Annotated in this window: 23 protein-coding genes, 1 tRNA gene and 3 pseudogenes; 15 read left to right on the forward strand and 12 right to left on the reverse strand. The window is 41.1% G+C overall.

Annotated features, from left to right (window positions below; translation table 11 throughout):
- The first annotated feature begins 67 nt into the window (after positions 1-67).
- Positions 68-826 (forward strand): imidazole glycerol phosphate synthase subunit HisF, encoded by a 759-nt coding sequence (hisF, locus tag F948_RS13325; protein WP_004812244.1) that lies wholly within the window; start codon positions 68-70, stop codon positions 824-826.
- A 300-nt stretch (positions 827-1,126) separates the two neighbouring features.
- On the opposite strand, the gene F948_RS13330 is transcribed toward hisF, so the two are convergent.
- Complete coding sequence (locus F948_RS13330) at positions 1,127-1,774, reverse strand: sterol desaturase family protein (protein ID WP_004909792.1); 648 nt, start codon at positions 1,772-1,774, stop codon at positions 1,127-1,129.
- A 115-nt stretch (positions 1,775-1,889) separates the two neighbouring features.
- On the opposite strand from F948_RS13330, the gene F948_RS13335 reads away from it, so the two are divergent.
- Together F948_RS13335 and F948_RS16195 are read left to right on the forward strand one after the other, a co-directional pair.
- Positions 1,890-2,900: an AraC family transcriptional regulator gene (locus F948_RS13335; RefSeq protein ID WP_004909794.1), complete on the forward strand. Its 1,011-nt coding sequence runs from the start codon at positions 1,890-1,892 to the stop codon at positions 2,898-2,900.
- 70 nt (positions 2,901-2,970) lie between these two features.
- Positions 2,971-3,159 (forward strand): annotated as a pseudogene (locus tag F948_RS16195) (aquaporin); the annotation flags it as partial.
- 49 nt (positions 3,160-3,208) lie between these two features.
- Here the strand turns inward: F948_RS16195 and F948_RS13340 are convergent.
- The 3 genes from F948_RS13340 to F948_RS13350 all read right to left on the reverse strand — a co-directional run bounded on the left by F948_RS13340 (position 3,209) and on the right by F948_RS13350 (position 6,631).
- Positions 3,209-3,451: a hypothetical protein gene (locus F948_RS13340; protein ID WP_004909796.1), complete on the reverse strand. Its 243-nt coding sequence runs from the start codon at positions 3,449-3,451 to the stop codon at positions 3,209-3,211.
- A 70-nt stretch (positions 3,452-3,521) separates the two neighbouring features.
- Entirely contained in the window at positions 3,522-4,595 is a 1,074-nt protein-coding gene (locus F948_RS13345; RefSeq protein WP_004909797.1) for a DNA/RNA non-specific endonuclease, read from the reverse strand.
- 158 nt (positions 4,596-4,753) lie between these two features.
- Positions 4,754-6,631 carry a potassium transporter Kup gene (locus F948_RS13350; RefSeq protein WP_004909798.1) on the reverse strand — a complete coding sequence of 626 codons (1,878 nt, stop codon included), beginning with the start codon at positions 6,629-6,631 and terminating at the stop codon, positions 4,754-4,756.
- Between the two features lie 123 nt (positions 6,632-6,754).
- On the opposite strand from F948_RS13350, the gene F948_RS13355 reads away from it, so the two are divergent.
- The 11 genes from F948_RS13355 to F948_RS13405 all read left to right on the forward strand — a co-directional run bounded on the left by F948_RS13355 (position 6,755) and on the right by F948_RS13405 (position 14,824).
- Positions 6,755-6,845 (forward strand) — tRNA-Ser (locus F948_RS13355).
- A gap of 211 nt (positions 6,846-7,056) precedes the next feature.
- Positions 7,057-8,346: a tyrosine-type recombinase/integrase gene (locus tag F948_RS13360; RefSeq protein WP_004964713.1), complete on the forward strand. Its 1,290-nt coding sequence runs from the start codon at positions 7,057-7,059 to the stop codon at positions 8,344-8,346.
- A gap of 32 nt (positions 8,347-8,378) precedes the next feature.
- Entirely contained in the window at positions 8,379-9,440 is a 1,062-nt protein-coding gene (locus F948_RS13365; RefSeq protein WP_004964715.1) for a hypothetical protein, read from the forward strand.
- Positions 9,441-9,539: 99 nt separating this feature from the next.
- Complete coding sequence (locus F948_RS13370) at positions 9,540-9,827, forward strand: helix-turn-helix transcriptional regulator (protein WP_004964718.1); 288 nt, start codon at positions 9,540-9,542, stop codon at positions 9,825-9,827.
- Positions 9,828-9,829: 2 nt separating this feature from the next.
- Positions 9,830-10,525: a phage antirepressor KilAC domain-containing protein gene (locus tag F948_RS13375; protein WP_004964721.1), complete on the forward strand. Its 696-nt coding sequence runs from the start codon at positions 9,830-9,832 to the stop codon at positions 10,523-10,525.
- Positions 10,526-10,829: 304 nt separating this feature from the next.
- A complete protein-coding gene (locus tag F948_RS13385) occupies positions 10,830-11,387 on the forward strand; it encodes a hypothetical protein (protein ID WP_004964729.1) in 558 nt (185 codons plus the stop codon).
- Complete coding sequence (locus tag F948_RS16510; protein WP_004964734.1) at positions 11,380-11,556, forward strand: hypothetical protein; 177 nt, start codon at positions 11,380-11,382, stop codon at positions 11,554-11,556. Before F948_RS13385 ends, F948_RS16510 begins: the two co-directional genes overlap by 8 nt.
- On the forward strand, positions 11,546-12,340 hold the full coding sequence (locus F948_RS13390) for a helix-turn-helix domain-containing protein (protein WP_004964737.1): 795 nt from the start codon (positions 11,546-11,548) through the stop codon (positions 12,338-12,340). The genes F948_RS16510 and F948_RS13390 overlap by 11 nt, the downstream gene beginning before the upstream one ends.
- On the forward strand, positions 12,337-13,704 hold the full coding sequence (locus tag F948_RS13395) for a replicative DNA helicase (RefSeq protein ID WP_004964740.1): 1,368 nt from the start codon (positions 12,337-12,339) through the stop codon (positions 13,702-13,704). The genes F948_RS13390 and F948_RS13395 overlap by 4 nt, the downstream gene beginning before the upstream one ends.
- Complete coding sequence (locus tag F948_RS13400; protein ID WP_004964743.1) at positions 13,701-14,108, forward strand: hypothetical protein; 408 nt, start codon at positions 13,701-13,703, stop codon at positions 14,106-14,108. The genes F948_RS13395 and F948_RS13400 overlap by 4 nt, the downstream gene beginning before the upstream one ends.
- A gap of 20 nt (positions 14,109-14,128) precedes the next feature.
- The gene (locus tag F948_RS13405) at positions 14,129-14,824 is read left to right on the forward strand and encodes a metallophosphoesterase (protein ID WP_004964746.1); all 696 of its coding nucleotides are present in this window, start codon (positions 14,129-14,131) and stop codon (positions 14,822-14,824) included.
- A 254-nt stretch (positions 14,825-15,078) separates the two neighbouring features.
- On the opposite strand, the gene F948_RS13410 is transcribed toward F948_RS13405, so the two are convergent.
- From F948_RS13410 to F948_RS13420, 3 genes and pseudogenes are all read right to left on the reverse strand, one after another.
- A complete protein-coding gene (locus F948_RS13410) occupies positions 15,079-15,573 on the reverse strand; it encodes a hypothetical protein (protein ID WP_004964749.1) in 495 nt (164 codons plus the stop codon).
- Positions 15,574-15,586: 13 nt separating this feature from the next.
- Positions 15,587-16,723, reverse strand: a complete 1,137-nt coding sequence (locus F948_RS13415; RefSeq protein ID WP_004964752.1) for a transcriptional regulator — start codon at positions 16,721-16,723, stop codon at positions 15,587-15,589.
- A gap of 199 nt (positions 16,724-16,922) precedes the next feature.
- Positions 16,923-17,183, reverse strand: a pseudogene (locus F948_RS13420) (hypothetical protein); the annotation flags it as partial.
- Between the two features lie 63 nt (positions 17,184-17,246).
- Here F948_RS13420 and F948_RS13430 point away from each other — a divergent pair.
- Positions 17,247-18,394, forward strand: a protein-coding gene (locus tag F948_RS13430; protein ID WP_100222360.1) for an IS3 family transposase whose coding sequence is annotated in 2 segments (ribosomal slippage) — positions 17,247-17,484 and positions 17,484-18,394 — 1,149 coding nt in all. Because the reading frame shifts where the segments join, the coding sequence is not laid out codon by codon here.
- Positions 18,395-18,411: 17 nt separating this feature from the next.
- Here F948_RS13430 and F948_RS16750 read toward each other — a convergent pair.
- The 5 genes and pseudogenes from F948_RS16750 to F948_RS13455 form a co-directional block, all read right to left on the reverse strand.
- A pseudogene (locus F948_RS16750) lies at positions 18,412-18,597 on the reverse strand (hypothetical protein); the annotation flags it as partial.
- A 27-nt stretch (positions 18,598-18,624) separates the two neighbouring features.
- Entirely contained in the window at positions 18,625-18,846 is a 222-nt protein-coding gene (locus tag F948_RS13440; RefSeq protein WP_004964761.1) for a hypothetical protein, read from the reverse strand.
- Positions 18,847-18,921: 75 nt separating this feature from the next.
- On the reverse strand, positions 18,922-19,386 hold the full coding sequence (locus F948_RS13445) for a hypothetical protein (RefSeq protein ID WP_004964764.1): 465 nt from the start codon (positions 19,384-19,386) through the stop codon (positions 18,922-18,924).
- A 112-nt stretch (positions 19,387-19,498) separates the two neighbouring features.
- Positions 19,499-22,027 (reverse strand): hypothetical protein, encoded by a 2,529-nt coding sequence (locus F948_RS13450; RefSeq protein ID WP_004964769.1) that lies wholly within the window; start codon positions 22,025-22,027, stop codon positions 19,499-19,501.
- The gene (locus F948_RS13455) at positions 22,024-24,654 is read right to left on the reverse strand and encodes a lysozyme family protein (RefSeq protein ID WP_004964773.1); all 2,631 of its coding nucleotides are present in this window, start codon (positions 24,652-24,654) and stop codon (positions 22,024-22,026) included. The genes F948_RS13450 and F948_RS13455 overlap by 4 nt, the downstream gene beginning before the upstream one ends.
- Positions 24,655-24,657 lie beyond the last annotated feature (3 nt).

Here is a 24,657-nt window from a genome sequence, read left to right on the forward strand (position 1 = left end):
AGAATACCCTTTCCCTCCATGAAGGTGTAGCACCCCTTTCTTTATTGGCGATTTTTTGGAATATTTTATGCTCGCAAAACGTATTATCCCTTGCTTAGATGTTGATAATGGTCGAGTCGTCAAAGGCGTTCAATTCCTTGATATTCGTGACGCAGGTGACCCAGTAGAAGTTGCCCGTCGTTATAACGAACAAGGTGCCGATGAAATTACCTTTTTAGATATTACTGCTACCCATCATGGACGTGACACTACTTACCGTACTGTTGAGCGTATGGCAGAAAGCGTTTTCGTTCCTCTCACCGTGGGTGGTGGTGTACGTAAAGTCGAAGATATCCGTTTACTTCTGAATGCCGGTGCAGACAAAGTCAGTATCAACTCGGCAGCGGTGTTCAACCCTGAATTCGTTCAAGAAGCATCTCAACGTTTTGGTGCTCAATGTATCGTGGTTGCAATTGATGCGAAAAAAACTGGCGAAAATAAGTGGGAAATCTTTACCCACGGTGGACGCAAGCCAACAGGTATTGATGCAATAGAATGGGCTGTCAAAATGGCAGACTTTGGTGCAGGTGAATTACTGATTACCAGTATGGATGCCGATGGAACCAAAGCAGGCTATGACATCGCTTTAATGCGTCAAATCAATGATCGTGTCACGATTCCAACGATTGCTTCAGGTGGTGTAGGAAATTTACAACATTTGGCAGATGGTATTTTGAAAGGTGGCGCAGATGCTGTACTTGCCGCTTCCATTTTCCACTTTGGTCAACATACTATTCCTGAAGCGAAAAAATATTTAGCTGAGCAAGGCATTGAAATGCGCCTTTAAGCAATAAAAAATAGCTAGATCCAAACCTCTCAATGCGATTGCTTGAGAGGTTTTTTATTCGGCAAATTTTAGTCAAAAAAATACCTTGCTCAGCAAGGTATATGAAATGCGTTTATACAACGCTAGAGGGTAAACGAAAAACAATAAATTTGGATAAATATCAAGCAACAAAAAGGCTTGGGCTAAATTAGCGAGATATTCAGCAAAAATATTGACATTAAAAGCCAATTTTATTGACAATTCACGACAGAAGCACGCGACTAGCATCATGTTTTGTCAAAATACCCTCTTCACGCTATATCAAGATGCAACCGATACTTTTTCGATTTCTTCTGTCTGAGCGGTGGTCACCAATTTTGGTTTCTGCTCTACCCATTTTGCAGGAAATACTGATTCAATCGCTTCAGTTAATATCTTCGAAATCGGTGCAGGTAAAGGCAGACCCAATGGATTAGCTTCTTTCAAATCTGCTGAAGACACCACACGCGTCCCCATCACATAATCAAACCAAGGACGAGTAACACACCAATTTGCATCTTGGTTCGAGTTCATGTGGTGATCATAGTGCCACGGGATCGTGCGCTTCGCCCAATCAGGCTCAAGATGGGCACGGCGATGAACATAATAATAATTCCCCGCACTATAAATCGCTGCAAGTGCCATGCCTTTTGAAAAAGGATAGAACACAACACTTGCCACACCTGCGGCTACAGCAAGTGACATTAACTCATTACGCGTACGCCAGTGATCAATGCCTTCCACATAACATTCATCCGAGAAATCTTGTTTACGTACTTCACGATGATGCGCCCAATGCGACTCCATGCTTTTAGGTACAGGGCTATAACGGGGTTGCCCAGGACGATGCACACCATGCAAAACGTATTTATGTGCGAACCATTCAAATGCATTTGCAACCGCTAAACCAGCGATAAAACCCTTGATCATTTTGATCTCCTAAACTGTGCTTCTTTTTATTTAAGATATAAATTTTTGTAGGCGAAGTATTGACGATACGATATATTAATATTGACAAAACACGACAATAAGAGGAACAGACAGGATGTCTCAACTCAAGAATTATACAGGATCAGTTTACGGTGGCTTGGGGCATTTACTGGCGACTTATTGTGAAGCTAAAAATCTAGCTTTACCTGAACAATTACAAAAAATTCAAAACCTTGAACGCTTTGATTATGTCATTTGGCGGGATCTACTTGAAGAGTTGAATCAACTACATCCAAAAATCGGTTTAGGATTAGAAATTGCGGAATACGTCCAACCTAAGCATTTAGGGATTATTGCTTACTTAGCCTTATCTTGTGAAAGTCTTGGTGAAGCTTTAGCACGCTATCATGATTTTCATCGACTTATTTATGATGGAAGTCCTTTAATTGTTGAATTTAATCAACCCTATGCATCTATTTGTTGGGAAGCACCTGAACTACACCCCACTCAACTGACAGACGAAATTGCAATAGCACTGATGGTGCAATTCCTTAAACTGTTTATGTCAGGGGAAATGATCCATTTACACGAAGTTCATTTTGTGAATCCTGCACCTAAAAACCTCACGGTGTATGAACAGTATTTCCACTGCAAAGTTCGTTTTGATCAACCTAAGACTCAGCTCTTACTCCCGATTACTGAAGCATTCAAACCACTAAAAACAGGTGATCACACTCTGCAACAATTGTTATTGCAACAAGCTCAGGCACTATTAGATAAACTACCGAATTCAACACAATTAGATCAGCGTTTACAACATGCAATTTTAACGGGCTTACAGAAGAATCAATATCAGATTGATTTTATCGCTGAGAAATTGGGACTTTCTGTACGACAATTACAGCGTCATTTACAACAGCAAAACACAACCTTTCAGGAGCGTGTCCAACAAGTCCGCTTTATGTTGGCTACAGAATACTTAAAAGATCCGCACCTGAGTTTGCAAGAAATCTCTTTATTACTTTGCTACTCAGAACAAAGTGCTTTTCAACGTGCTTTTAAACTTTGGACAGGACAAACTCCTCAACAATGGCGAAAACTCAACACAACTTACAGTTATTTATAAAAACGATTAATGTTCTCACCATTTTACAATTGATCACTAATTAAACAATCTTTATACGAGATTCAGTGACCTATGCTTAATTCATTTAATCAGTATTCCTGTGACGAATACATCTGTGAATCCTGCACGTAGTACAGGTGTAGCTTTCTTTGCAGAAACTGCGGCACTTGGTCAATTATGGTTATTCTGGATTGCACCAATTGTAGGTGCAGTTATTGGTGCTCTCATACACAAAGTGGTTGCTACACTCCGAAATTAAATGATCACTCCATAAAAAAACAGCCACTATATGGCTGTTTTTTATTGGATTATAAAAATGGATTCTCTATTTCCTGCTCAGGCTTTCGCTCGATCTGTACAGGTAATTCTTCTTTTTCTAAAGCGATCACCACATCATTGATCAATTGCTGTAAAGCTTTAGCCGCTTTTAATCCCACTTGATCTTTTGTAATCTGCAAATTACCGTACAAACTGACGCAGTCCACTTGGTTTTCAAGCGTCAAATCATAAATCGAAGATGATTCATTTCCAGTTTCAAATGGTTTAAACATTTTCTACTCACTTTATTATTGTCGGGCTATATTCTGAATCTAAATCAATTTACGGCCAAGATCGATTCGATTATCGCAACAATTGTAAGAAATACTGCACAAGTGCATCGACCAATTGTTTAATTAAAGCTTGTTTGGTTTCTTCATCAATTTGCGGAAGACTACTCTGTGAAGTTTGGCTTTGACCCGAACTAAACTGTTTTTGCTGTGTCTGTATCGCTTCTGTAGTCGCTTCTTCAGCACATTGACTTTGACCATCCCAATGTGAATAGCTGATTTCCTTATTGGCTTTGACCTGTTGAGCCGATAATGGTAAATGATAAATATTGCGCTTTTGCTGTTCAGTCAGTTGTGGAAATAAATTAATCCCTAATTTTTCTTCTAGATAACAAACGCTCACCACCTCGACCTGTTCAGAATTATTATTTGGTGCGTAATAAGCCCCAATAATCCCTTGTTTAGGTAAGTACACAGCTTTATAAACCGCAGTCGGGACAATCACACCGCTACCGATTGTTTTGAGTCGTTTTCCTTCAAAAACTGGACCTGTTACAACATATGCATCTTTATGATGTTTGGTCACAACTGCACGGACAGCCTCTTCAAGTTTTCGCCAAACTTCCTGATTGTTTTTAGGTGCTTGAGGTACCATGTTGGCTAAAGAAAAACTATCATATTGTGCAGCAGTATTGTTCATATCTGCATTGGGTGCCATATGCCCACGATCATATCCTGAACCACGATAGTCCGATAACAATGCTCGATGAACCATTTCTACACGTGTTTCTTCGTGGAAATTATCTTCGCGTTTAATTTTTATACTTAATCGATCAGGGCTTAAATACTCGGCTGACCATAGTGGTGTTTTTGAAACACCTGAATACATGACATTAAAATCATTAAAACATAAGGCATAGCTATGTTTGGTTAAGCTTTCCTTATTGAGCAATGGAGGAACTTCACGATAAAACTGATTAAGACACGCTCCACTACTTGATTGCAATGGAATAAATTTAGAAATCTTTTCACTACCAAAGGCTATCGCAAAGCTTCCTGTTGCGATCAACGCGAGCAGCACTTTTCCAGTATTTTTGCTCAAAAAAGTAGTTTGTGATTTACCTTTTCTCGTTGTTTTCTTTGCCATGACTACATCAAAACCTTTAAGAATGCGAAGCTTAACAACTCAAAAGCTTGATGTATATTGCGTTCCGAGCATGAACGACAATTTATGTCGCAAAACTGTACAATTGATCAGCAGACAATAAAAAAGGCACGCGAACGTGCCTTTTTTAAAACCAGTTCTTAAATTTCGATTTGACTACCTAACTCGACGACACGGTTAGTCGGAATTTGATAAAAATCACTAACAGGGCTAGTGTTTCGTTGCATTGAGATAAATAAACGTTCACGCCACGGAGACATTCCATCACCAACACTGTGCACGATACGATCACGTGAAATGAAGAAACTAATCTGCATCAAGTCATATTCAAATTCTAATTGCTCATATGCTTGCATTAATGCACGTGGAACATTTGGCTCATCTTTAAATCCATAGAAGATTTTAATGCGATAGAAATGCTCATTTAGTGTTTCGACTTGCACCCGCTCCTCTTGAGGAACAAAAGGAACATCCTCAATCACAACCGTGACTAGAATATTTCGCTCATGCAATACTTTGTTGTGCTTAATATTATGCAACATCGCATGAGGTACAACATTCGGCGTACCTGTCAAAAATACTGCATCGCCAGGCACACGATGGACATTATCCCCCAGACTTCGGACGAATAAATCCAAAGATAAAGTATCGTGTTCAAGTTTAGCAAAGGTCAACTCTCGACCACGCTTCCAAGTCATTAGAATCATGACTGCGATACTGCCGATAAGTAAAGGAACCCAACCACCAGAGAACATTTTTAATGAAGCAGCCGCAACCAGTACCGATTCCAAAAAGAAAAATGGAATAATTAAAAGCAATACTTTAGGCAGACTCCATTTCCATGCATAGAAAATAAAGATCGCAACCAGAATGGTGTCACACAACATCGTTAAGGTCACAGCTAAACCATAAGCACTTGCAAGGTTTGAGCTGGTCTTAAAGATTAAGATTAAAATTACAATCGCGACGAGAAGCAACCAATTCAGGAATGGGACATAAATCTGACCTTCTTCTGAATCTGATGTATGTTTAATACTTAAACGTGGCAAATATCCCAATTGAATCGCCTGACGTGCAAGGGAAAAGACCCCTGAAATGACCGCTTGTGATGCAATCACCGCTGCCATAGTTGCCAAGATAATCATTGGATATAAGGCCCAACTCGGCACCAATAAATAAAATGGATTTTCGATCGCAGCAGGGTTACGAAGTAGCAATGCTCCTTGACCCGCGTAATTTAACACCAAGCATGGTAAAACAACGGTGAACCAACCAAAGCGAATTGGACGAGGACCGAAATGTCCCATATCCGCATATAAAGCCTCACCACCAGTCACGGTAAGGACTACAGCTCCCATAATAAAAAAGGACTGTAAAGGATGAGTAAAAATAAATTGGATTGCCCAATGCGGACTCACCATGCCCAAAACCACAGGTGTCTGTATGACACTGACAATTCCGAGAATACCTAATGACAAAAACCAAAGTAAGGTAATTGGACCAAAAAATTTCCCGACAAAAGCGGTTCCATGTTTTTGCATCAAAAATAAGGTCGTAACGATCACAATTGCAATCGGTACAATAAAAGGATCGAGTACATCTGTTGCAATGGATAAGCCTTCTACTGCGGAGAGGACTGAAATCGCAGGCGTGATGATGCCATCACCAAAGAAGAGTGATGCGCCAATAAACCCAATTGCAATCAAGTAAATTTTTTTAGTATCTGATATTTTGGCTTTGCGCAAATTCAAGGCCAGTAAAGCCATGATTCCACCTTCACCATTATTGTCTGCTCGCATAACAATAGCGATGTATTTGATACTAATAATGAGCATCAAACACCAGAAGATAATGGACAGGATACCCAATACATTTTCAGGCTGAATCCCGAGTCCATGTGCAGCATGAAATGATTCTTTCAATGCATACAGTGGACTTGTTCCAATGTCTCCAAAGACTACCCCTAGTGCTGCTAATGCCGTGGCTGGCAACGCTGCTTTTTTTGCAGTACTTTGCATATATTGTCTTCAATATAAAACGTGACTTGACGCAATATTATCATTAGACAAGAAGTTTTTCTGCAAATCTGTTTCGCTACAACTTGGCAGCCTGCTTTTTTTTAGTTACTATCGCACCCCATTGGTGAGGTGTCCGAGTGGCTGAAGGAGCACGCCTGGAAAGTGTGTAAACGTTTATAGCGTTTCGAGGGTTCGAATCCCTCTCTCACCGCCAAATTCGACTTTTACGGTAGTTTACCGTAGTGCAAAAGGCTTGATCCTAAAGGGGTTAAGCCTTTTTTTATGCCCGATGCACTACGATGGATAACGGTAGTATACCGACAACTTTGTCGGTATATTTGTCGGTATAAATCCAAATCAGCTAATTTTTGACCGAAAACTCTCCAAAAGTGCTGATTTTATACCGACAACCAGGAGAAATCAGAATGGCAAAACAGTCTAATAAACTGACTGCTAAAGAGGTTAGAAACCTTAGCTTTGATGTGGATGGCGCAAAGAAGCAGAGACACCCGGACGGCGGTGGACTGTATTTATTGATTGATGAAACAGAAGCGAAATACTGGCGAATGGATTACCGTCGACCAGTAACTCAAAAATATAACACCCTGGCAATCGGCACCTACCCAATGGTTAGCCTTGAGCAAGCAAGATCCAAACGTGATGAATTTAAGAAGATGCTGTCAGATGGCATCGATCCGGCTGAGCAACGTAATAATAAGAAACGTGAGCGGCGTCAAACCTTAGAGAATACCTTCAGTAAATTCGCAGCAGAATGGCTAGAGATCCGTAGACATGAGGGAAAGGTAGACCACGAAACAATTCGTAAACTGGATAAAGATATATTACCGTTTATTGGAAAGTTACCGGTTGCAGAGTTGACCACTGAACAGCTGGAACGTGATGTGACTGATGCACTCGTTGAACGAGGTGCACTTGAATCAGCAAGACGTATTAAGTCCATTATAAACATGGTACTCAAGCTTCCATTGAAGCGAAGAATCATTACCTATAACCCTGCTCCAGACATCATTCTTCCCCAGCCGACTAAAGGCAATCATAACGCGGTGACGGATGAAAAAGAGTTGGCAGATCTATTGCGTAAAACATGGCGTTTAACCAAAGACTTTCCTCGTACGAGAATTAGAACTGAGTTAGCAATAAAGCTATCAGCATATATCTACCAGCGCCCTGGGGAAGTCAGAACCCTACTTTGGGAATCGGTAGACTTTGAAAATAGATGCCTGTCCTTTGCAGCAAGTAAAACCAATCAAGACCACATCGTACCGTTATCAATTCAAGCGTATGACATTCTCAAAGAACTTGAAGAATTACGGACCACTTCAAAATACGTTTTTCCAAGTGTCAAAACTTCATCTGAATGCATGAGTACAGACACCCTTACCCAGGTATTAAAACGATTGGGTTTTAAAGGGAAACATACAGCTCATGGATTCCGGGCAACGGCGCGAACATTACTGGATGAAGAAATCGAATATAGAACCGATATTGTAGAGCACCAGCTTGCTCACAAGGTTAAAGACCCTAATGGCACAGCTTATAACCGAACCAAATTTTTACGCCGTCGACGCGAAATGATGCAGCTCTGGGCAGATTATCTCGACACACTTCGTCAAGGTGGGGATGTGTCTAAGTTCAAGCCAAACAACGATAGTGAAAATTTAATTCACTTTAAACCTAATACCAAGATGGCATAGCTCTGCTGCGTTTTCTAAAAGGATAAATGGTCATGAGTAATATTAAAGATATTAAAAATCCAGCTCCTTTCTATACATTGAAAGATGCAGCAAAAGAGTTAAACCGAGCCTTGGAAGTTGATTACTATGATGCCAAGAAGCTATTAAATATGGCGTTGGTATATGACCTGCAGCTCTATATCTTCGTAAAAGGCTGGCATGGTCAAGCATCTTATGCTGAAGAGATGACGGACGAATGGAACGAGTATGCTGATGTTAATAAACATGGCGGGTATACAAAGCTGCATTTCGATATGGATGCCACTCTAGAGGCTATTATCAATGCAAGACTTAATTTATTTTTTGATGATGGTTGCTTACTTGAAGTACAACAAGAATTAATAAAACTTTTAACTATAAATAAAAAGTTTATTGGAGATACTTCATTTGGTTATTTCGGAAATATTCTAGACATCCAAGACTCATATATAAGAAACCCCAAAAACTATTTTTTAGAAGTTTTTAAAGAAAGGCCTTCTTCTGTTTTAGTAAATGAACTTAGGGGATCTACGCTGCTTTCTGATGCTATTGCTTCCGTAACTGACGTCCATATTGCTTGGATTGAACTTTTGCGGGAAAGACCTAGGCTATATCATGGGTCTGTTATACCAAGGCCTGTAATTGACACCACAATTGAAAAGGAAGGTGAGCCTGCTATTTATCAAGCTATAAACCGAACAGATCTTCTAATAACCCATTATCAACTTTCTAGAATTATTGAAGGCTCTTTAAAGCTTAGAGGCAGAAAAGTTGAAACGATTGAAACTTTAATTGAAAAACAAATTCAAAAGCCACGAGGAATAAGCCCAGCCAGAGAACGAGCTAAATTAGCAGCAAAAACTCTAGCTAATTATCTATGGAGTCAAGATAGGGATAACAAAATTAAAATTAAAGAAATGGCTATTACAGTTTATGCAGAGCTAAGCCAGACCGAACACCGTATTGAATTACCTGATCAGGCCATATCATTAAAAGACTGGATTAAAGAAGTAGCTCCTCCTTATTCTAGAGAGCCTGGAAGGACCAAAGAAAAATATATATCAAGTGAAACTTAATATAGATCAAGTGGAACTTTCCATCTATTAACATATAAGAACCAACAACATACTACCTCTAACGCCGTTGCAGTACGGCACATAGTTAGAGGTTTTTTCATGTCTACTCAACAACAAATTACGGCGCCAAAAGGCTTTTATCGCATGTCACAACTTGCAACTACGGCTGCACGTAAAGAACGCAAGTACATCGCTAAAGATGGAACAACTCGAATCATCAAAGCACGCCCTGAGCGCCAAGGCTTACTGCCAATGGGTGAAACAACTATTTGGGACAAAGTGCGTGCTGGTGAGTTCCCTACCCCAATTAAGCTAACCGAACGCATCACCGCATGGCGTATTGAAGATGTTGAAGCATGGATGGCTTCTAGAGGATTGGAGGCTTAATCATGAATACTTCCATCACTTCCTTTTTGCCATCGCAACAGATGCTTAGTTCGGATATCGCAGCTATTACGAAAATACGCCTAGATTCTGTAAAAAGGACTATCGAACGTTTAGCTGAACGCCTCGTTATAGCTTTACCACCAACGGTGGAAAAGCCTACAAACGGTCGTACAAGTACTGAATATGTGTTTTCTGGTGAACAAGGAAAGCTTGATTCAATTACTGTGGTTGCCCAGCTCTGCCCGGAGTTTACCGCAGCAATTGTAAAGCGCTGGTATGAGCTTGAGCAGCAGACCCCAGCATTTGATATCAGCAATCCTCAGCATCTCCTGCAGGCGATTGAAGTCCAAGCTAAACAGAATCTCCAGTTAAGTGCTGAAAACCAAGTGCTGACCAAGGCAATCGAAACCATTACTCATACTGAACACGGTGTGAAGTTCCAGCAAGCATGTAAGATTTTAAATGTAAAGCAGCAAGAACTGGCCGAATGGCTTCGGAAACATAATTGGGATCGGTATCTAAACAATGCCAGGGCTTCAACTTATTACAGTGAAAATCGCGGCTACTGTGAAACTAAGTATTCACTCAAAGAAGGTGTAAAGCCTTCAGGTCAATCATACAGCTACACACAGACTGAATTTTTTATATTGCCAAAAGGTATGCAGATCCTAGCTAAAAGGTTTGGGGAGCAGCCATGAGTTTTCAAAATATTTTCTGTTTAAGGCTTCTCAAATTAAAAATGATCGGCTATATTGATCGTGTTCGGTGCAAAATCACTGAATTAGCTTTGACAGGCTATAACTACGAAGGCGCATATAGTCCGCTCTGGGCTTTTTTTATGCGTAAAATCTCTATGCTTCTGCATCTTTATGTGGAGCTTGGGAGGGACACTTTCGAGTGTGCTGGTTCCCTTTGTAGCCAGTCTGTCAACCTTCTCAAGCTTCACACCAATCATTTGACAGTGACGTGTGTGGCTCTTAATTACAAAGGAGCGCATTCATCATGAACGCTAAAGTACAAATTCAATTTTCAGAACAATCAATTCCTTTTTACAGTGTCGCAGATATTATCAATGCTTACTCACTTGCATCTGAAACTGCCACACAGCTTCGAACTCTGGCCAATCAAATCAGTAAAGCAACGGCTTTCGTTAAAGCATTTGTACAAGAAAATGATAGAGCTGACTCCTCTGCTTTTGCTGAACTAGAAAATCTAATCATAATTTCCCAGCAGCTTGCTAACAGCCAGGCAGATACCTATAGCCTTGAGCTTAAGAGACATCAACAAGAACCCGATGATCACTACAATGCGGGTGATCTGTACGATGCATATTCATTAGCTTATGAAAACACATCATGGCTTGAGACCATGTTCTATCAAGTTAAAGATGAAGTCGAAGTAGTCAAAGAGGCCATTAAGCAAAATACTCATGGCGCCGTCTTTGGAACGCTTGAGCACTTAATTCATATTGCTGCTTACTTGGCAGGGAGCCATAGCAATACATTCGACATTGAACGCGAAAATTATGAAATACAGTGGGAGGCTACTAAAAATGGATAAGCCTTCTACCCCATCAGAGCAAACTAAAGTACAGCCAAAACCTACTGTCGATCAGACAACAATGCTCCCATCAGCTGCATATGTTGAATCAGTACGTATTACTCCAGAACGTCTTTGGAATACTGTGTTGAAAAATCATAAGCAGCAAGGAGGGCGTAGTGAGCATTGATGCAACACGCTGGGCTTGGACTGCTCCGGTAAATAATTCATCACAACGTCTCGTTCTGCTTTCGTTAGCAGATCGAGCTGGTGAAGAACATACGGCTTGGCCAAGCATAGATCGCCTGGCCAAAGATACCGTGCTGGACAAAAAGACAGTTCAAAAAGTTATTTTAGAGTTAATCAACTTGGGCCTAGTTGAAGATACGGGTGAACGCACGGGGCCAACTAAACGAGTTAGGGTTCTCAAGCTCAACGGCGTAAAGGGTCGCGAGGAATACACTCAAATTCAGAATGATTCTAATACACCCAAAAACGGGAATATTAAACAATCCCAAAAACGGAATGATTCCAAAAATGGGAATGATCCCGAAAATGGTGCTTTGAATAACCCCAAAAACGGGATGTTGAATGATCCCAAAAACGGGGTGCAGAATCTATCAGGGAATCTACCAATGAATCTCTCTCAAGAGCATGACTGGATTCCTGATGTAGATCAGTTGATAACAAAGATAAAGATGGCAGGTCATGGCAACAATATAGACCTAATCTTTGGCCTACCTAGCTTTGAATTCGAGCTGAGTGCATTCAACTCTTATTTTGATAATAGCGGCCTATCTGACAGTAAAAAACTACATAAGTTCACGGCTTGGATCGTAGACAAGTTTGATCGCTACAAAAAGCAGAATCCTGAATATGGCAGTCAGTCTCCGACCGGACAGCAAGCTAATACTGCTCAGCCATTTCTTAATTTACCGACTAAGCCTAAGAGCCTATTAGGAGGTCCTCAATGAATACGCCTATTCATAATCTACAAATTGAACAAGCTGTACTTGCAGCACTGATGACTGTTTCAAATTCATATGGCCAAGTTGAGAACCTACTTACTGAAGATGATTTCCATGCTACACGCCACAAATTGATTTTTCAGGCTGTAGTTGATCTGGATTCGAAGAATTCACCATATGACGCTGTATTAGTAAATCAGTGGCTAGAAATGCGTAACTATTCTGAAGCTGCCGGTGGTGAGCAATACATCATGCAAATTTTAGGTGATGCCCCTTCCAGCTTTTATAACTTGGTGTCTTATGCTGAGAAATTGAAGGATCTTACGACATGCAGGCAAGTTGAAGCTGAAGCCATGAAAGTAATTAACCATGCTCGGAACTTAACGGTGAGCCGTGGTGAGCTGGTCCAGAATGCACAAACTGCTTTTGCAGATCTGAATACTGAATCTGGAAGTGAATCCCTCTTTCATATTCATGATGCTGCATCCAATACATTTCTTGAGATGCACCGTAAGATTGAAGCTGCAATTGCTGGCAATTCGATGATCAAAGGAATCCAGACTGGCATCTATGACCTCGACAAGAAACTAGGCGATGTTGAACCTGGTTGCCTAATGGTGGTGGCTGCACGACCTGCAATGGGTAAGACGACTATGCTTCAGCTCATTGCAAATAATGTAGCAGTCATACAGAAAAAGCCTGCCCTCATCATGTCTGGCGAAATGCCTAAAGAGCAGATCGCCATGCGTCTCTGTTGCGCGATTGCACCGGCAGATATTGGAGTAGTACGTAATTCCCCTCATCTGCTACCTAAAGAGGAATTTACAGCATATACAAACGCCGTTGTGATGCTTCAAAAGGTACCAATGCAGATCAATGATACTTCCCGTCCATCTATTGCAAATATCAGGGAGTCTATCCGTAAAGTAAAACATCAGTATGGCTCTGTCGGTGTAGTTCTGGTTGATTATCTTCAGATCATGAAGACAACAAAGCAATTCGCCCGGGAGGATTTAAAGATTGCTTATTTTACCGGTGAGCTGAAAGCCATGGCCAAAGAGTTTGATTGCGTCATTGTTCTTTTATCTCAGCTCAATCGTGAGTTAGAGAAGCGACCTAATAAAAGACCAATGATGTCGGATCTACGTGAATCAGGTGCAATTGAACAAGATGCCGACCAAATTATTTTTTTGTACCGGGACGAAGTTTATAACAAAGAATCCCAATACCGAGGTATTGCCGAGGCCATTGTAGGAAAGAACCGCCACGGAGAAGCTGGTACTGCGTACATGCATGCCCAGCTGAAGTACTGTCAATTTACCAATCTAGATCATGATGCACTTAATCAAATCCAGGGGAATACAATATGATGTTTATTAATGGCCAAGGTATCGACTCTACTGTATTCAAAAAGTCACCAGCAGATAGATTTATAAACCTCAGAACTCAAAAAAAGGTAAAGGAATTTATTGTCAAACTCCGTGGCTACAAACGTCCGGACTTTAATCGAATGATTCTGGATCTAGGTCGTCTTGGTTGGACACATGAGAAAATAGCCTTTGTATTACCTGTCTCTGGTGCTTCTACAGTATCTGAGTGGGCGCGTGGTGGCGTTCCGAACTATGAAAATGGTGAAGCACTTATTGAGCTGTGGCGAGCTGAAACAGGTGTTAGTCGTGAACCTCGTGAAGGTGAATGGATGACGTACAGATACAAGATTGGCCAAATGGATATTTTTGAAGATAGCAGCGAGATAAACGGCGTTATAGATTAATAAAATAAAAGGATTAAGGCATGAATTTAGTAAAAATTTGGGATAAAGAAATTAAAGGGAGGTTGTGGGCCGTTGGGGATATTCACGGTTGCTACAACCTGCTTATGACTCGCCTTAAGGAAATCGGTTTTGACTTTGAAAATGATTTACTGGTAGCAGTTGGTGATCTAGTGGATCGTGGCATCCAGAACGAAGAATGCATAAGCCTGATCGATAAACTTTGGTTTACATCAGTAAAGGGAAATCACGAGGATTTAGTCATCATGGGTGATGTTAATCGCTCTTATTTTAACTGTCATATTCAAAATGGTGGTGAGTGGTTTTATGACTTGGATTATCAGATTCAGCGCGAAATCATTGAAAAATTCAAAACACTACCGATTGCTTTAGAGGTAAGCCACAAGGGGAGAAAGTTCGGTTTTGTACATGGACATATTGAACAAAATGATTGGGATGAATTTAAGAGGGAACTTAATAATTTTGATCAGGCTCAACACATCATTGATCACAAGCGAGCCCCTCCAGAGATAGCCATGTGGGGCCGTGAACGTTTGAATGATGAAAATTTGCAATATACCCATGTGTCAGGAGTTGATGCGGTAATCATGGGGCATACAGTTACCCAGCGACCGTACAAGCGCGATAACTGTTATTGGATCGATACTGGTGCTGTACACTGGGGAACTATGACAATTTTGGATTTGAGTCGACTTTAAGGAAATTAGATAGCATCTAATTTCATGCATATTAAGAATGGTAGAGCCGTAGCAAGAGATTGAAAGTAATTGGCAAAACCACAAGACAAATGTGATGGGTAACATCTTTTATAAAAAAAAGCCCACCTTTAAGGTAGGCATTATACTTGTGACCATAATTCAAAAGTATTAAGATTAAGTTTCCTAGGCTCGTCTAATACAGTTAATTCTGGTCAATTACTCGAGATAAGAACCGATATAAAAGCAATATGTTTTTATATCGGTTTTTTGTTTTCTGTATCTGCGGTCATATGATTGGTAGCATTCTTTCTTTCCTCTACGTCTTCTGTAAAGTCCATAGGAATTAGAATTGGCTCTTCGGTCGAATTGACGCTATTCCAGTGATCCATATCTAATGATAACTGCAATGCATCACCGAGAATTCCATCTCTTCGCTTCATGAATGACTTTTGTATTAATGGGCGTGGAGCTTCATCAATATCAATCCATAATGACTGTTGAGAGCCTTGCTTGGGCACTGCATGGTTTACTCGGTATGGTCGCCCTGTCGACTTATCTGTTCTAGTCTCCTCTCTCGCTGCAACAGCAATTTTTTTTGCTAAAACATCTAAAGGATCTACAGGTTCTGGAAGTTTATAACCCAGCTGCTCAACAGCAAACTTTGCCACCTCCTTTAAATCAACTTCCGATAGCCCAGTTTTCCTCTTGTAAAGCCTTATGGCTTCTTGAAATGCTTGGTTTTGATTCACTTAAAATTACTCCTTAGTCTTCAAGTGGATAAACATCCCCCCAGCCATCAACTACAGCTGAAGGTGTAAGAATTGGTCGAATTGGAACCAAATGCTTTCTAAATAAATTGTATTTTTTCGTATGGTACTGAAGTTTCCCAGCAATAATTCCTGGATGTACTTTAATAGTATTTGCTAATCCCATAATGTCGATATCAGCAAAGAAAGGATATTTACGAGCGATAAAACTATTCATTTTTTGCTCACTGATTGCATAATATGCCGCAGCCTCATTTGCAATTTTCTCATCCTCATCTTCACTTTCACCAGGGTGAATATCTATATCGATTTTTGGGACAATTTTACCGTGTCCCTGAATGACATGTTCTAACTCGTGGCGTAATACAAACCAAAAATTATCAATCCTATCAAAACGTAATGACATTCCAATAACTGGTGAAGTTCCATCATTTAACCATAGACATACGCCATCCATTTTTGATCCTTTAAGCGATTCTACAATCACAAAGCGGATACCGTGTTCCATAAGAATACGAGGAACTTTTCTAATTTCTTCAGCGGAATACAGTAAAGGTTTTAATTTTTCAGCTGCCATTTTTCCTTTTTCTGGACTATAGGCTGGCACAATCATTTCCGAGGCGATTCTTTTTACATGATTGATCCACGCTAACTGCACGGGCGTAGCAATATCATCACAATTAGATTTTTTTGCACTATGAGGGGTTATTTCTATTATCTTTTCTAAAGAATCTACTTTAAAAAGACGTAATAGCTCTGACTCAATCTTATTGAAATCTTTCTTATTTTCTACATTTAGCCATGAGCGATTAATCATATCGGCTATGGGTAGACTACCGAATAACTTAGCACGGTACTCAAGCTGAGGGTCCGGCATAATTTTAAGTCTAGCTTTGGCTAGATCATATTGACCTTGCAAATTAATAAACTGTTCGGCTGGTACTTTAAAGATATCTTCAAAAATAATAGCTAAATTAGGAGAAATAGATTTTTTATCTTGTAATAGCCTATTAACGCCAGACTCATCAATTTGTAAAATCCCAGCTAAGACTCTACCATTCCACCCCTTCTCAATTAGAAGAGCTGAAAGAGCTTGTCCAGGTGTACGATATTGTTCGAGATTTCTTTCCATAACTTGCAGATTATTTCAGTTTGCGCATTTACGCAAGTTTAAAATTATTTAGCTAGATATGTCCATAATATTTAGATTGGAAATTCCTTTAGATAAAGGCTTAATGCCAGTTAAGTCTCACATTATTTAGCTTAGATTCAGGACTTTATCGGTGAAATCCACTAGCGTCGACTTTTTTATAAAATCAAAGATTTAATACTTAAGGAGCAACTTTAAATTTCATTGGCTGAAAGTCATCAATATGGACTTTCTTAGCTTTCAATAAATCTTCTCGTTTACCATCTACAACCAGGACGGCGCGCTTAACTTGAACTGTCCAGGTACGATCCGCTCCGCACATAGTCTCTGATTCGATAAAGATATTCCCAAATGCTTTACCTTGAAGGTTTTGTATATCGCCGTAGGTTATTACATTCTCAGAAGTCCCTTGCACTCTGCCGGATTTGTCCTTTGATCCTAGCCAAGATACTGGACAATCGGTCCCTCTAAAGATAGTTTAATTTTAATCTTTGGAGATGTAAAAATGGCTAAACGCTTTAGTCCGGAATTTAAACAACAAGCGATTGATTACGCCTTAGCGAACTCAAGTGAATCGATAGCCGCACTAGCCAATAAACTTGGTATCGGTTACTCAACACTAGATAAATGGATTCGTCAATCTAGCGAAGCAGGCTCCAGTAAACGTCAATTAACACCTGAGCAGCAGCGCATTCTAGACCTTGAAAAAGAGAATAAGCGACTCCGTGAGGCGAATGAGATACTAAAAAAAGCGCATGTGTACTTTCTCACCGAGGATGCCAAGAGAAGTACACGTTAATCAAAGGAATAGCGCCTGAAATGGTTACTGTTGCTTCAGCTTGTGATTGCATTGGTGTGAGTCGATCGGGCTATTATGCGTGGTTGAAACGAACACCTAGATGCGAGAAGCAACTCAATGATTTACAGTTACTTTATTGGCAGCATCACGCACGTCTAGGTGCCCCATCATTGGTCCATGATATGCGTGATAAGGGCTATTGTTTGAGTGAAAGAACGGTAGGTAGAATGTTACGTACTCTGGGGTTGCGCAGTAAAATATCCCGTAAATTCAAGTATAAAATTGACCCAGCAGATTGCTTATCAGCAGCACCAAATTTATTGGACCGTCAGTTTAAAGTATCGAGACCAAATAAGGTATGGACTACCGATATCACCTATATTTGGACTCAGCATGGCTGGCTATATTTATGCGTCATGTTGGATCTATTTAGTCGCCGCATCGTTGGTTGGCAGACTAGCAAACATATTGATCGTCACTTAGTCTGTGATGCGTTTAATTATGCGATGGCGCGTCAAGGTTATCCTCGTGGAGTAATGGTTCATTCTGATCAAGGCAGCCAGTACGGCAGTCATGACTACAGAGACTTGTTAGCTGCCAATAGAGCCATTCAAAGTATGTCACGACGAGGCAACTGTTGGGATAATGCCGTCACTGAAAGCTTCTTTCACACATTAAAAGTACATATCGTGCATGGCAGTGTATTTAAAACGCGAAAAGAGGCAAATAAGGACTTGTTCGAATATATTGAGGTTTATTACAATCGAATCAGACGACATTCTGCAAATGGCTGGGTTAGTCCCGAAGCTTTTGAAAAAGAATATTTGAAAAATTTAGAGGGAACCGCTGTCTAATTATTTGGCTAGGATCACTTTGCCACCAGGTCTAAATACAGTTTGTCATAGGCCCCAAGAAAATCATGGATCGTCACATCCACCACGGCGGAACAGATCCCTGAGTTCACATAGCTGGTCTTGGAATGCTGAAGTGTAATTGGGGTAGCCAAAGCCACTGAGCTTATAAGACTCATTAGAGAGAAAGCTAATATCTTCTTCATGATGTGAAATTCCTTTTTCTACTAAAATTATGTATGTGATGTTATCAGAGGCTTTATTTCAAGTGATTCAAGCAATCCACTGTTTCTTTCCCAGGTATCAACTGCTTTGATCCCGTAACGACTGCTTGAGCGTCCATGCGCTTTAATGACTGGTTCAGGAAAGTTCTTTTTATTTCGCCAGCTGATCAAAGTACCTTTAGTAATTCCATAGCGCTTCAATAACTCAGGTGTTGAGATATATAAGGTCATCAATTATTCCTCAAAGTGTAGTCATACTAATCAAGCTGTTCAGCAATAACTGCAACTTTGAATTGTATTTCACATTCATTCTTCATATGTTCTTAGTGGGAATGTATAGCTGTAAAGTTCCATAAAATTACTATTAATCACTTTAAAAGAAAAATGAGTGCCATTTACCCTATAAACTTGAGAAGTACCAATAGCTGAGGAACAAGCGTAATTTCTAATTAATTGACTAAACTTTTCCAAGTCTATTTTTTCCGATAAATCCTTTTTAGTTTCAATATCTCTTAGCGCATAAGTCTGAGAAATTAAAGGTCTGCTTACCACCATGGTTAATAGCTCTGTATCAGCATCAACCTTTCTAGGTAACGTCGAAACTACTTCATTGGTGATTTGACGAGTAAGATCGTTAAAGCTATCAATATCAATAATTTCATATTTCTCATTAATTATCTTGGCATTGATTAACGAGCGATCAAATCCATTCTCTGCTAAAGCTACTGTTGAATACCCTAAAAGTAATATGGGTAAAACTCTACCAATCATATTTCCCCCTTAATTGTCTCATCACATCATTCGATGTTGAATTTGGGCTATTTATAAATATTAATACAACATAGTAATCTAAAAATTAAAAAAGGAGCCGAGGCTCCTAATTTTATTCTTCTGATAAATCCCACCAGTAACTATTACCTAAGTTCTCCAGGCGCTGCTGTGTTCTTGGTAGATAATCAGGATCAATCATATTCTGCATTTTGGAATACAGCATTCGATCTACGACCAGCTTACTGTACCAAAGATTCTGCAATGGAATATTACTCTTCAGGGTATTGGCCACTTCCATCATCCGGGTAGATTCTTTCCCCTCAATGATGTTGTTACCCATACCGGTTAGCAGCATACCCAACTTCATGCTTTGGCCTAATAATGGGCCACTGATAAAGTCTGATGCACTTCGACCGGTTGGATCTGAAAGTGCAGACATGATGTCCCCTAGGAAGGAAAGCCCGCCACCTTTAAGAAGTGACTTACCAAAGAAATCAATCGTAAATACAGGCTCTGGATTCTTACCATTGGCCAAGTTCTGGGTCTGAACGATCAATGCACCTGCTAAAGTTTGATAAGCCAGTAGCGAAGCTAGGAACGTCACCCGACTCTTAATATCTCCCTGGGCAAAGGCACGATGACCAATACGGAACATATAAGCCAATGGGAAGCCTTTGAACTGGAATAGGGTTCGGCCCAATTCCCCTTGGATAGTTCCGGCTTCACCTAAGTTAATGATGCTACGTTCACGTACACCTGCTTCAATAATAGCGACTGACTCCTCATTAAAGATATGAGTCTGGTATTTCATAGCAGCTTTATACCGGAAGTCAGCCAGTGCATTAGCATTGTCCTGCTTGTCCAGTGGCAAGAACTGCTTAATCACATCATCTGGTGCATTAAAGAAGTCATTCTGCGAAAGTACCGCCGTCCCATCTTCACGCTTACTTGGCTCCAGCTGCTGCCACAACTGCCAGTCACGTTCGGTAATACCGTTCCCCTGCAGGATCTTAAGATCATCTGCACCAAGATCCTTCCAATCCGTTTTACGGGTCATTTCAGCAAGCTTATTCATATGCACCAAATTAAGCGCTCGTTTTGCTCCTGCAGTGACAGCGTTCAGTCCTGATAGTTTCATAGTCGTTGCAGCAAAAGCCTGCATACGTGCATTAAAGCGGCCTGACTTGGTAGCACTGCTGACAATATCAGCATCACCAAAACGAGTCATTGAACCGGCCATTTCGTTAATCCCAAGGCCAAACCGCAATGCTTCATCACGTGTGGCACCCTGTTTCAATTGCTTCATGTATTCAGGGAGGATCGATTTGGTATAGGACAGGCCCAGCATATTAGCGACCTTCTTCATACTGGCATGGTCGCCAAAGGTCGTCAGCGTGGTGCCACCTAATTTAGATGCAACCATTAAGGCGCGTAGACCACCCATAACGTTACCTAAAGTTGAATCAATCGCCCGGGTATTGGCATCCAGAGTGTTATACATGGACATGGCCCGATGAGCCTGCTTATCAATCTCACCATGTTTCATGCCATTCTGTGGATCTGCTTTCAGTTTGATCTTGGCTTCATCCAATAACGACTCAAATGTATTGCGAGGATTGGACCCAAGGTTCTGCATCATGGCAACTTCTGTACTCATGCGGTGAGTATGGTTTTTCAGAATCTCATGAAACCCTGCTTCATCATAAGTTCCATATTTCTTCTGATACGCCAGCCATGCGTCACCATCTTTGAAATGCAAAGCCCTGGACTCTTGGTGACGATTTGCCATCTTGGAGCGACCACCTACAGGCGATGCACCTGCTTTGGCCTGTTTATTCAGTATCAGTAAGTCTTTGTTGGCGCCGTTGGTTGAGATGGTTTTATAAATCTCCTCGAGCATGGATTTAAGCTCCAGCTCATCCATCAACTCACCAGTCTCTTTGACATACTGATTACGATCTACTCCAGCCAATGCATCGTTCACCCACTCTGATTGATCTGTTAGGGCTACTTTCTTCTGATCATGTGAGGTCATAAAGCCAAAGTTATCGAGCTTCTTAATATTCCCACCAGCCCGGTTGAAGGCTAAACGCATTTCCTCCAGGGCTGCACTTACTTCCTTGGCCATCGCCGTAATTTCTGGATTATCAGACTTGCCACCAAACATGACCCGGATAATGTCGTCAGTCATTGCCTTGTTCACTGACATACCAAAGCGCTCTTGTGTCTTGGTAAACACATCAGCAACCAATGACATCCAGCGGCTATGCAATGCTTGAGATTGTTTCTCTATAGACTGGATACCACTCTGATCCGAGAAGTATGCAATCTTCCGCATTAAAGCTTGGACCGGATTTAATTTAGGATGGTTATAGATTTCGTTCTGCAGTTGGGCTTTGAGAATTGCATCCCGGGCAATGTTCTGATTATTCTTGGCGATCTGGACGGCGAGATCCGTAGCAGTTTTCTGCGCAATCGCTTCAGCACGTTCAGCAGAACTTTTAAACATCCAATCAGGATCTGTTCTGGCCAGAGTATTTTGTGCCCGGATATACAGTGATGAAATACGATTACTATCAGCTGCACTTAATTTTCTTTTACCTAATGCCTTTGCAACTTGTTCTCTACATTCAGCTCTCATGCTGCTTCACTCCCAAATCTTAATGCGCAGCTTGCCAATGCTTTCACTGCCTGAATTTCATCTTTTGCGATTTCTTCTTGCTCTTTGACATAGTCCAATAAATCTCGGGATGACATCGTCACAATTTCTTCATTCCCGGTTTCATCCAGGCGTGTAAATGTCACTTCCATATCGAGATCTGCTTCCAGAATTGAAACTGCTTCCCTACCATCTGCCGTGTCAGTGAATGCACCGTACTCCCCTTTACTAGACTTGGTTAAGTCCGGTGCACCATCAACCTTAGATTTACCTGGCTTCCAGAACTCCCGTTCTAATGCCTGGGTAGCTTTATGCTGTACTGCAGTTAATTCAGGACTATCGGCTTTACCATTAGCAGGATGGGCGAATAGATCATTTCCATTACGTGTAGCCTTTACCGGGCTAATGGTGCCATCCTGATTAATCTGGCGCTGGAATGTCGTATTAGAAGTACTATTGTGTAGCTCTTGAATAACTCCCCCATCCTCCATTAAACGCTCTCGTTTGAGATAGTTTTGCGATCTAGTTGGGGTCCAATTATCTACACCATCAACAATTGAGTTTTGCGGAATATTTGAACCTGATGTTCTGGTATTGATATCCAAAGTATTCGATTCTGGATCTGGAAGAATAACGCGTTGTTGTTCTGGCTCAAGCTGGTAAAGATCAGAGTCCAATGTATCCAAATTACGGCTGGCACTATTACCAGGGCCAGATAAGTCGACCTGAGGTTCAACATACGGCGTTCGGTAAGCACCTCCTTCCGAATACTGATAATGCGCCGTGGCCTTGAGGTATTCCAGATCCTCCTTGGTCAATGGAGAAGATAGGGCTTCAAACTCTTCCTGGAGTGACTTCACACTATGCTCATCTGCACTGAGTACAAAAGGCATTGCTTCAATTTCAGCATCAGATTGTGACTTGTAAGCAGGGGGCGCAGTTATATCAGACTCAAACTGTGGGAACTCTGATTCGCTTCCTCGGACTTCAGTAGATCTTACTGAAGCATCTGGACTAACATCACTATAAAGACTTGCAATTTCGTTCCAGCGCTTTTCGTATTTGGCCTTTACTTGTCCTACGGTCATACCATTGAATTGATGACTTGAAGTGATACCTTCTGCAATCTGTCTTGCAGTCTTTTTCTGATTGCCTTTACTCCAGCGTGTGGCCACATCTACAAAAAGCTCATTATCTTTGGCTTTTAAAAAGACTGGTCCACCCCCCTCACCAAAGAAGTGCAGGTAGTAAAGCTCTAGGCCATTCGGATCTCGATTAAAGTGACTACGAAAAACCTTGGCATTGTGCTCGTAGTAGTTCAGGCCCGCTTTAATTTGATCATTACCATCAAACTTATTCTTACCTCCCATACGGGCAAAGGTGCTATCCAAAGTCTGAAATAAGCCGGTGGCCGATGAAAGCAACTCCCCATTTCTGCCCTTTGGCTGGATTGAAGTACTGAAGGTGCCACCAGTTTCCAAATGGGAAATGATTAAGGCATCTACTGGATTGATACCCCGTTTAGAGGCTTCCTGGACAATCGTTTTTGTCCAAGGTTTTTTATCAAATACAGGATTAGTCAAAAGTTCCGCTATTACTGGCGCTTTATTTTCATCAGTATTAATAGCACCTGGTCTTACGATAGCTTTCGGTGTACCTGTTATTGGTACCACTGGTGTACTGGTTACGACTGCTTTAGGTGTTCCGCTCACTGGTGCTTTTAAGCTGACCAGCTCATCATTCAGTGCGCTCTCCATTGCACTATCCAATGCATCAAAGTGTGAATTGGCTTCTTTAGCATTAGTTGGGCTAAATGGATTCGTACCCTCTGCATGCTCGATGTTGGCCTGAATATGAGCCGCATCATTCATGGTATCTACATTACTATGGTCTTTGATCTGCTCTGGCCGTAAACGCCCTTTGTTCGCCCACAAGTTGAGTAGCAAGGCCATCCCGCCGTTTGCTGCCAATGTGGACGGACTCAATGCATTTTCCTTTAATGCTTCACCGTATTGAGCGACTTTCTTATTTTCATTGTTTTCAAGAAATGAACCTTCAAGATAATCACCAGCTACGCCAGCTCCAGTAGCCAGCGCAGTAGTAGCCACAGCATCAGCCACTACAGATTTAGCAACACCATGGGTAGGAATAGCAAAGCCCAGAGCATCTGTAACCCCTTTAATAGCCCCACCGGTGCGAGCCGTTTTTATATCCGCCCCTTTGTTAAGTAAGTCTGATTTCTCTGCTTCAAAGGTCTGGTACCCAAATAGTCCAGAGTTTAGGGCCAAACCAGGTACACCACCTATACCTAGTGTAGTAACGGCGTTCCAGCCAATACGTGTAAAGTCTTTGGTCAGGCCATAGGTAAACTCACCTATGCCACCTAAATCATCAGGCTTAAAAATCTCGAGGTTTTGCGCTCTTAAGGCCGCTGCTTTCTTATCACCACGTACTAAGGCATCCGGTGCAGTGGCAGCCTCAATGGTACCCATGGCAACACCGGAAACAGTACCTAATACGCCGTCACTAAATCCACCGCGTTCACTTTTAGGTTTAAAGCGAGGATCGTCCTGATTTAACGTTAATTCATCATCTGCTAAAAATTCCATCTC

The organism is Acinetobacter junii CIP 64.5 (genome assembly GCF_000368765.1).
Taxonomy (GTDB): Bacteria; Pseudomonadota; Gammaproteobacteria; order Pseudomonadales; family Moraxellaceae; genus Acinetobacter; species Acinetobacter junii.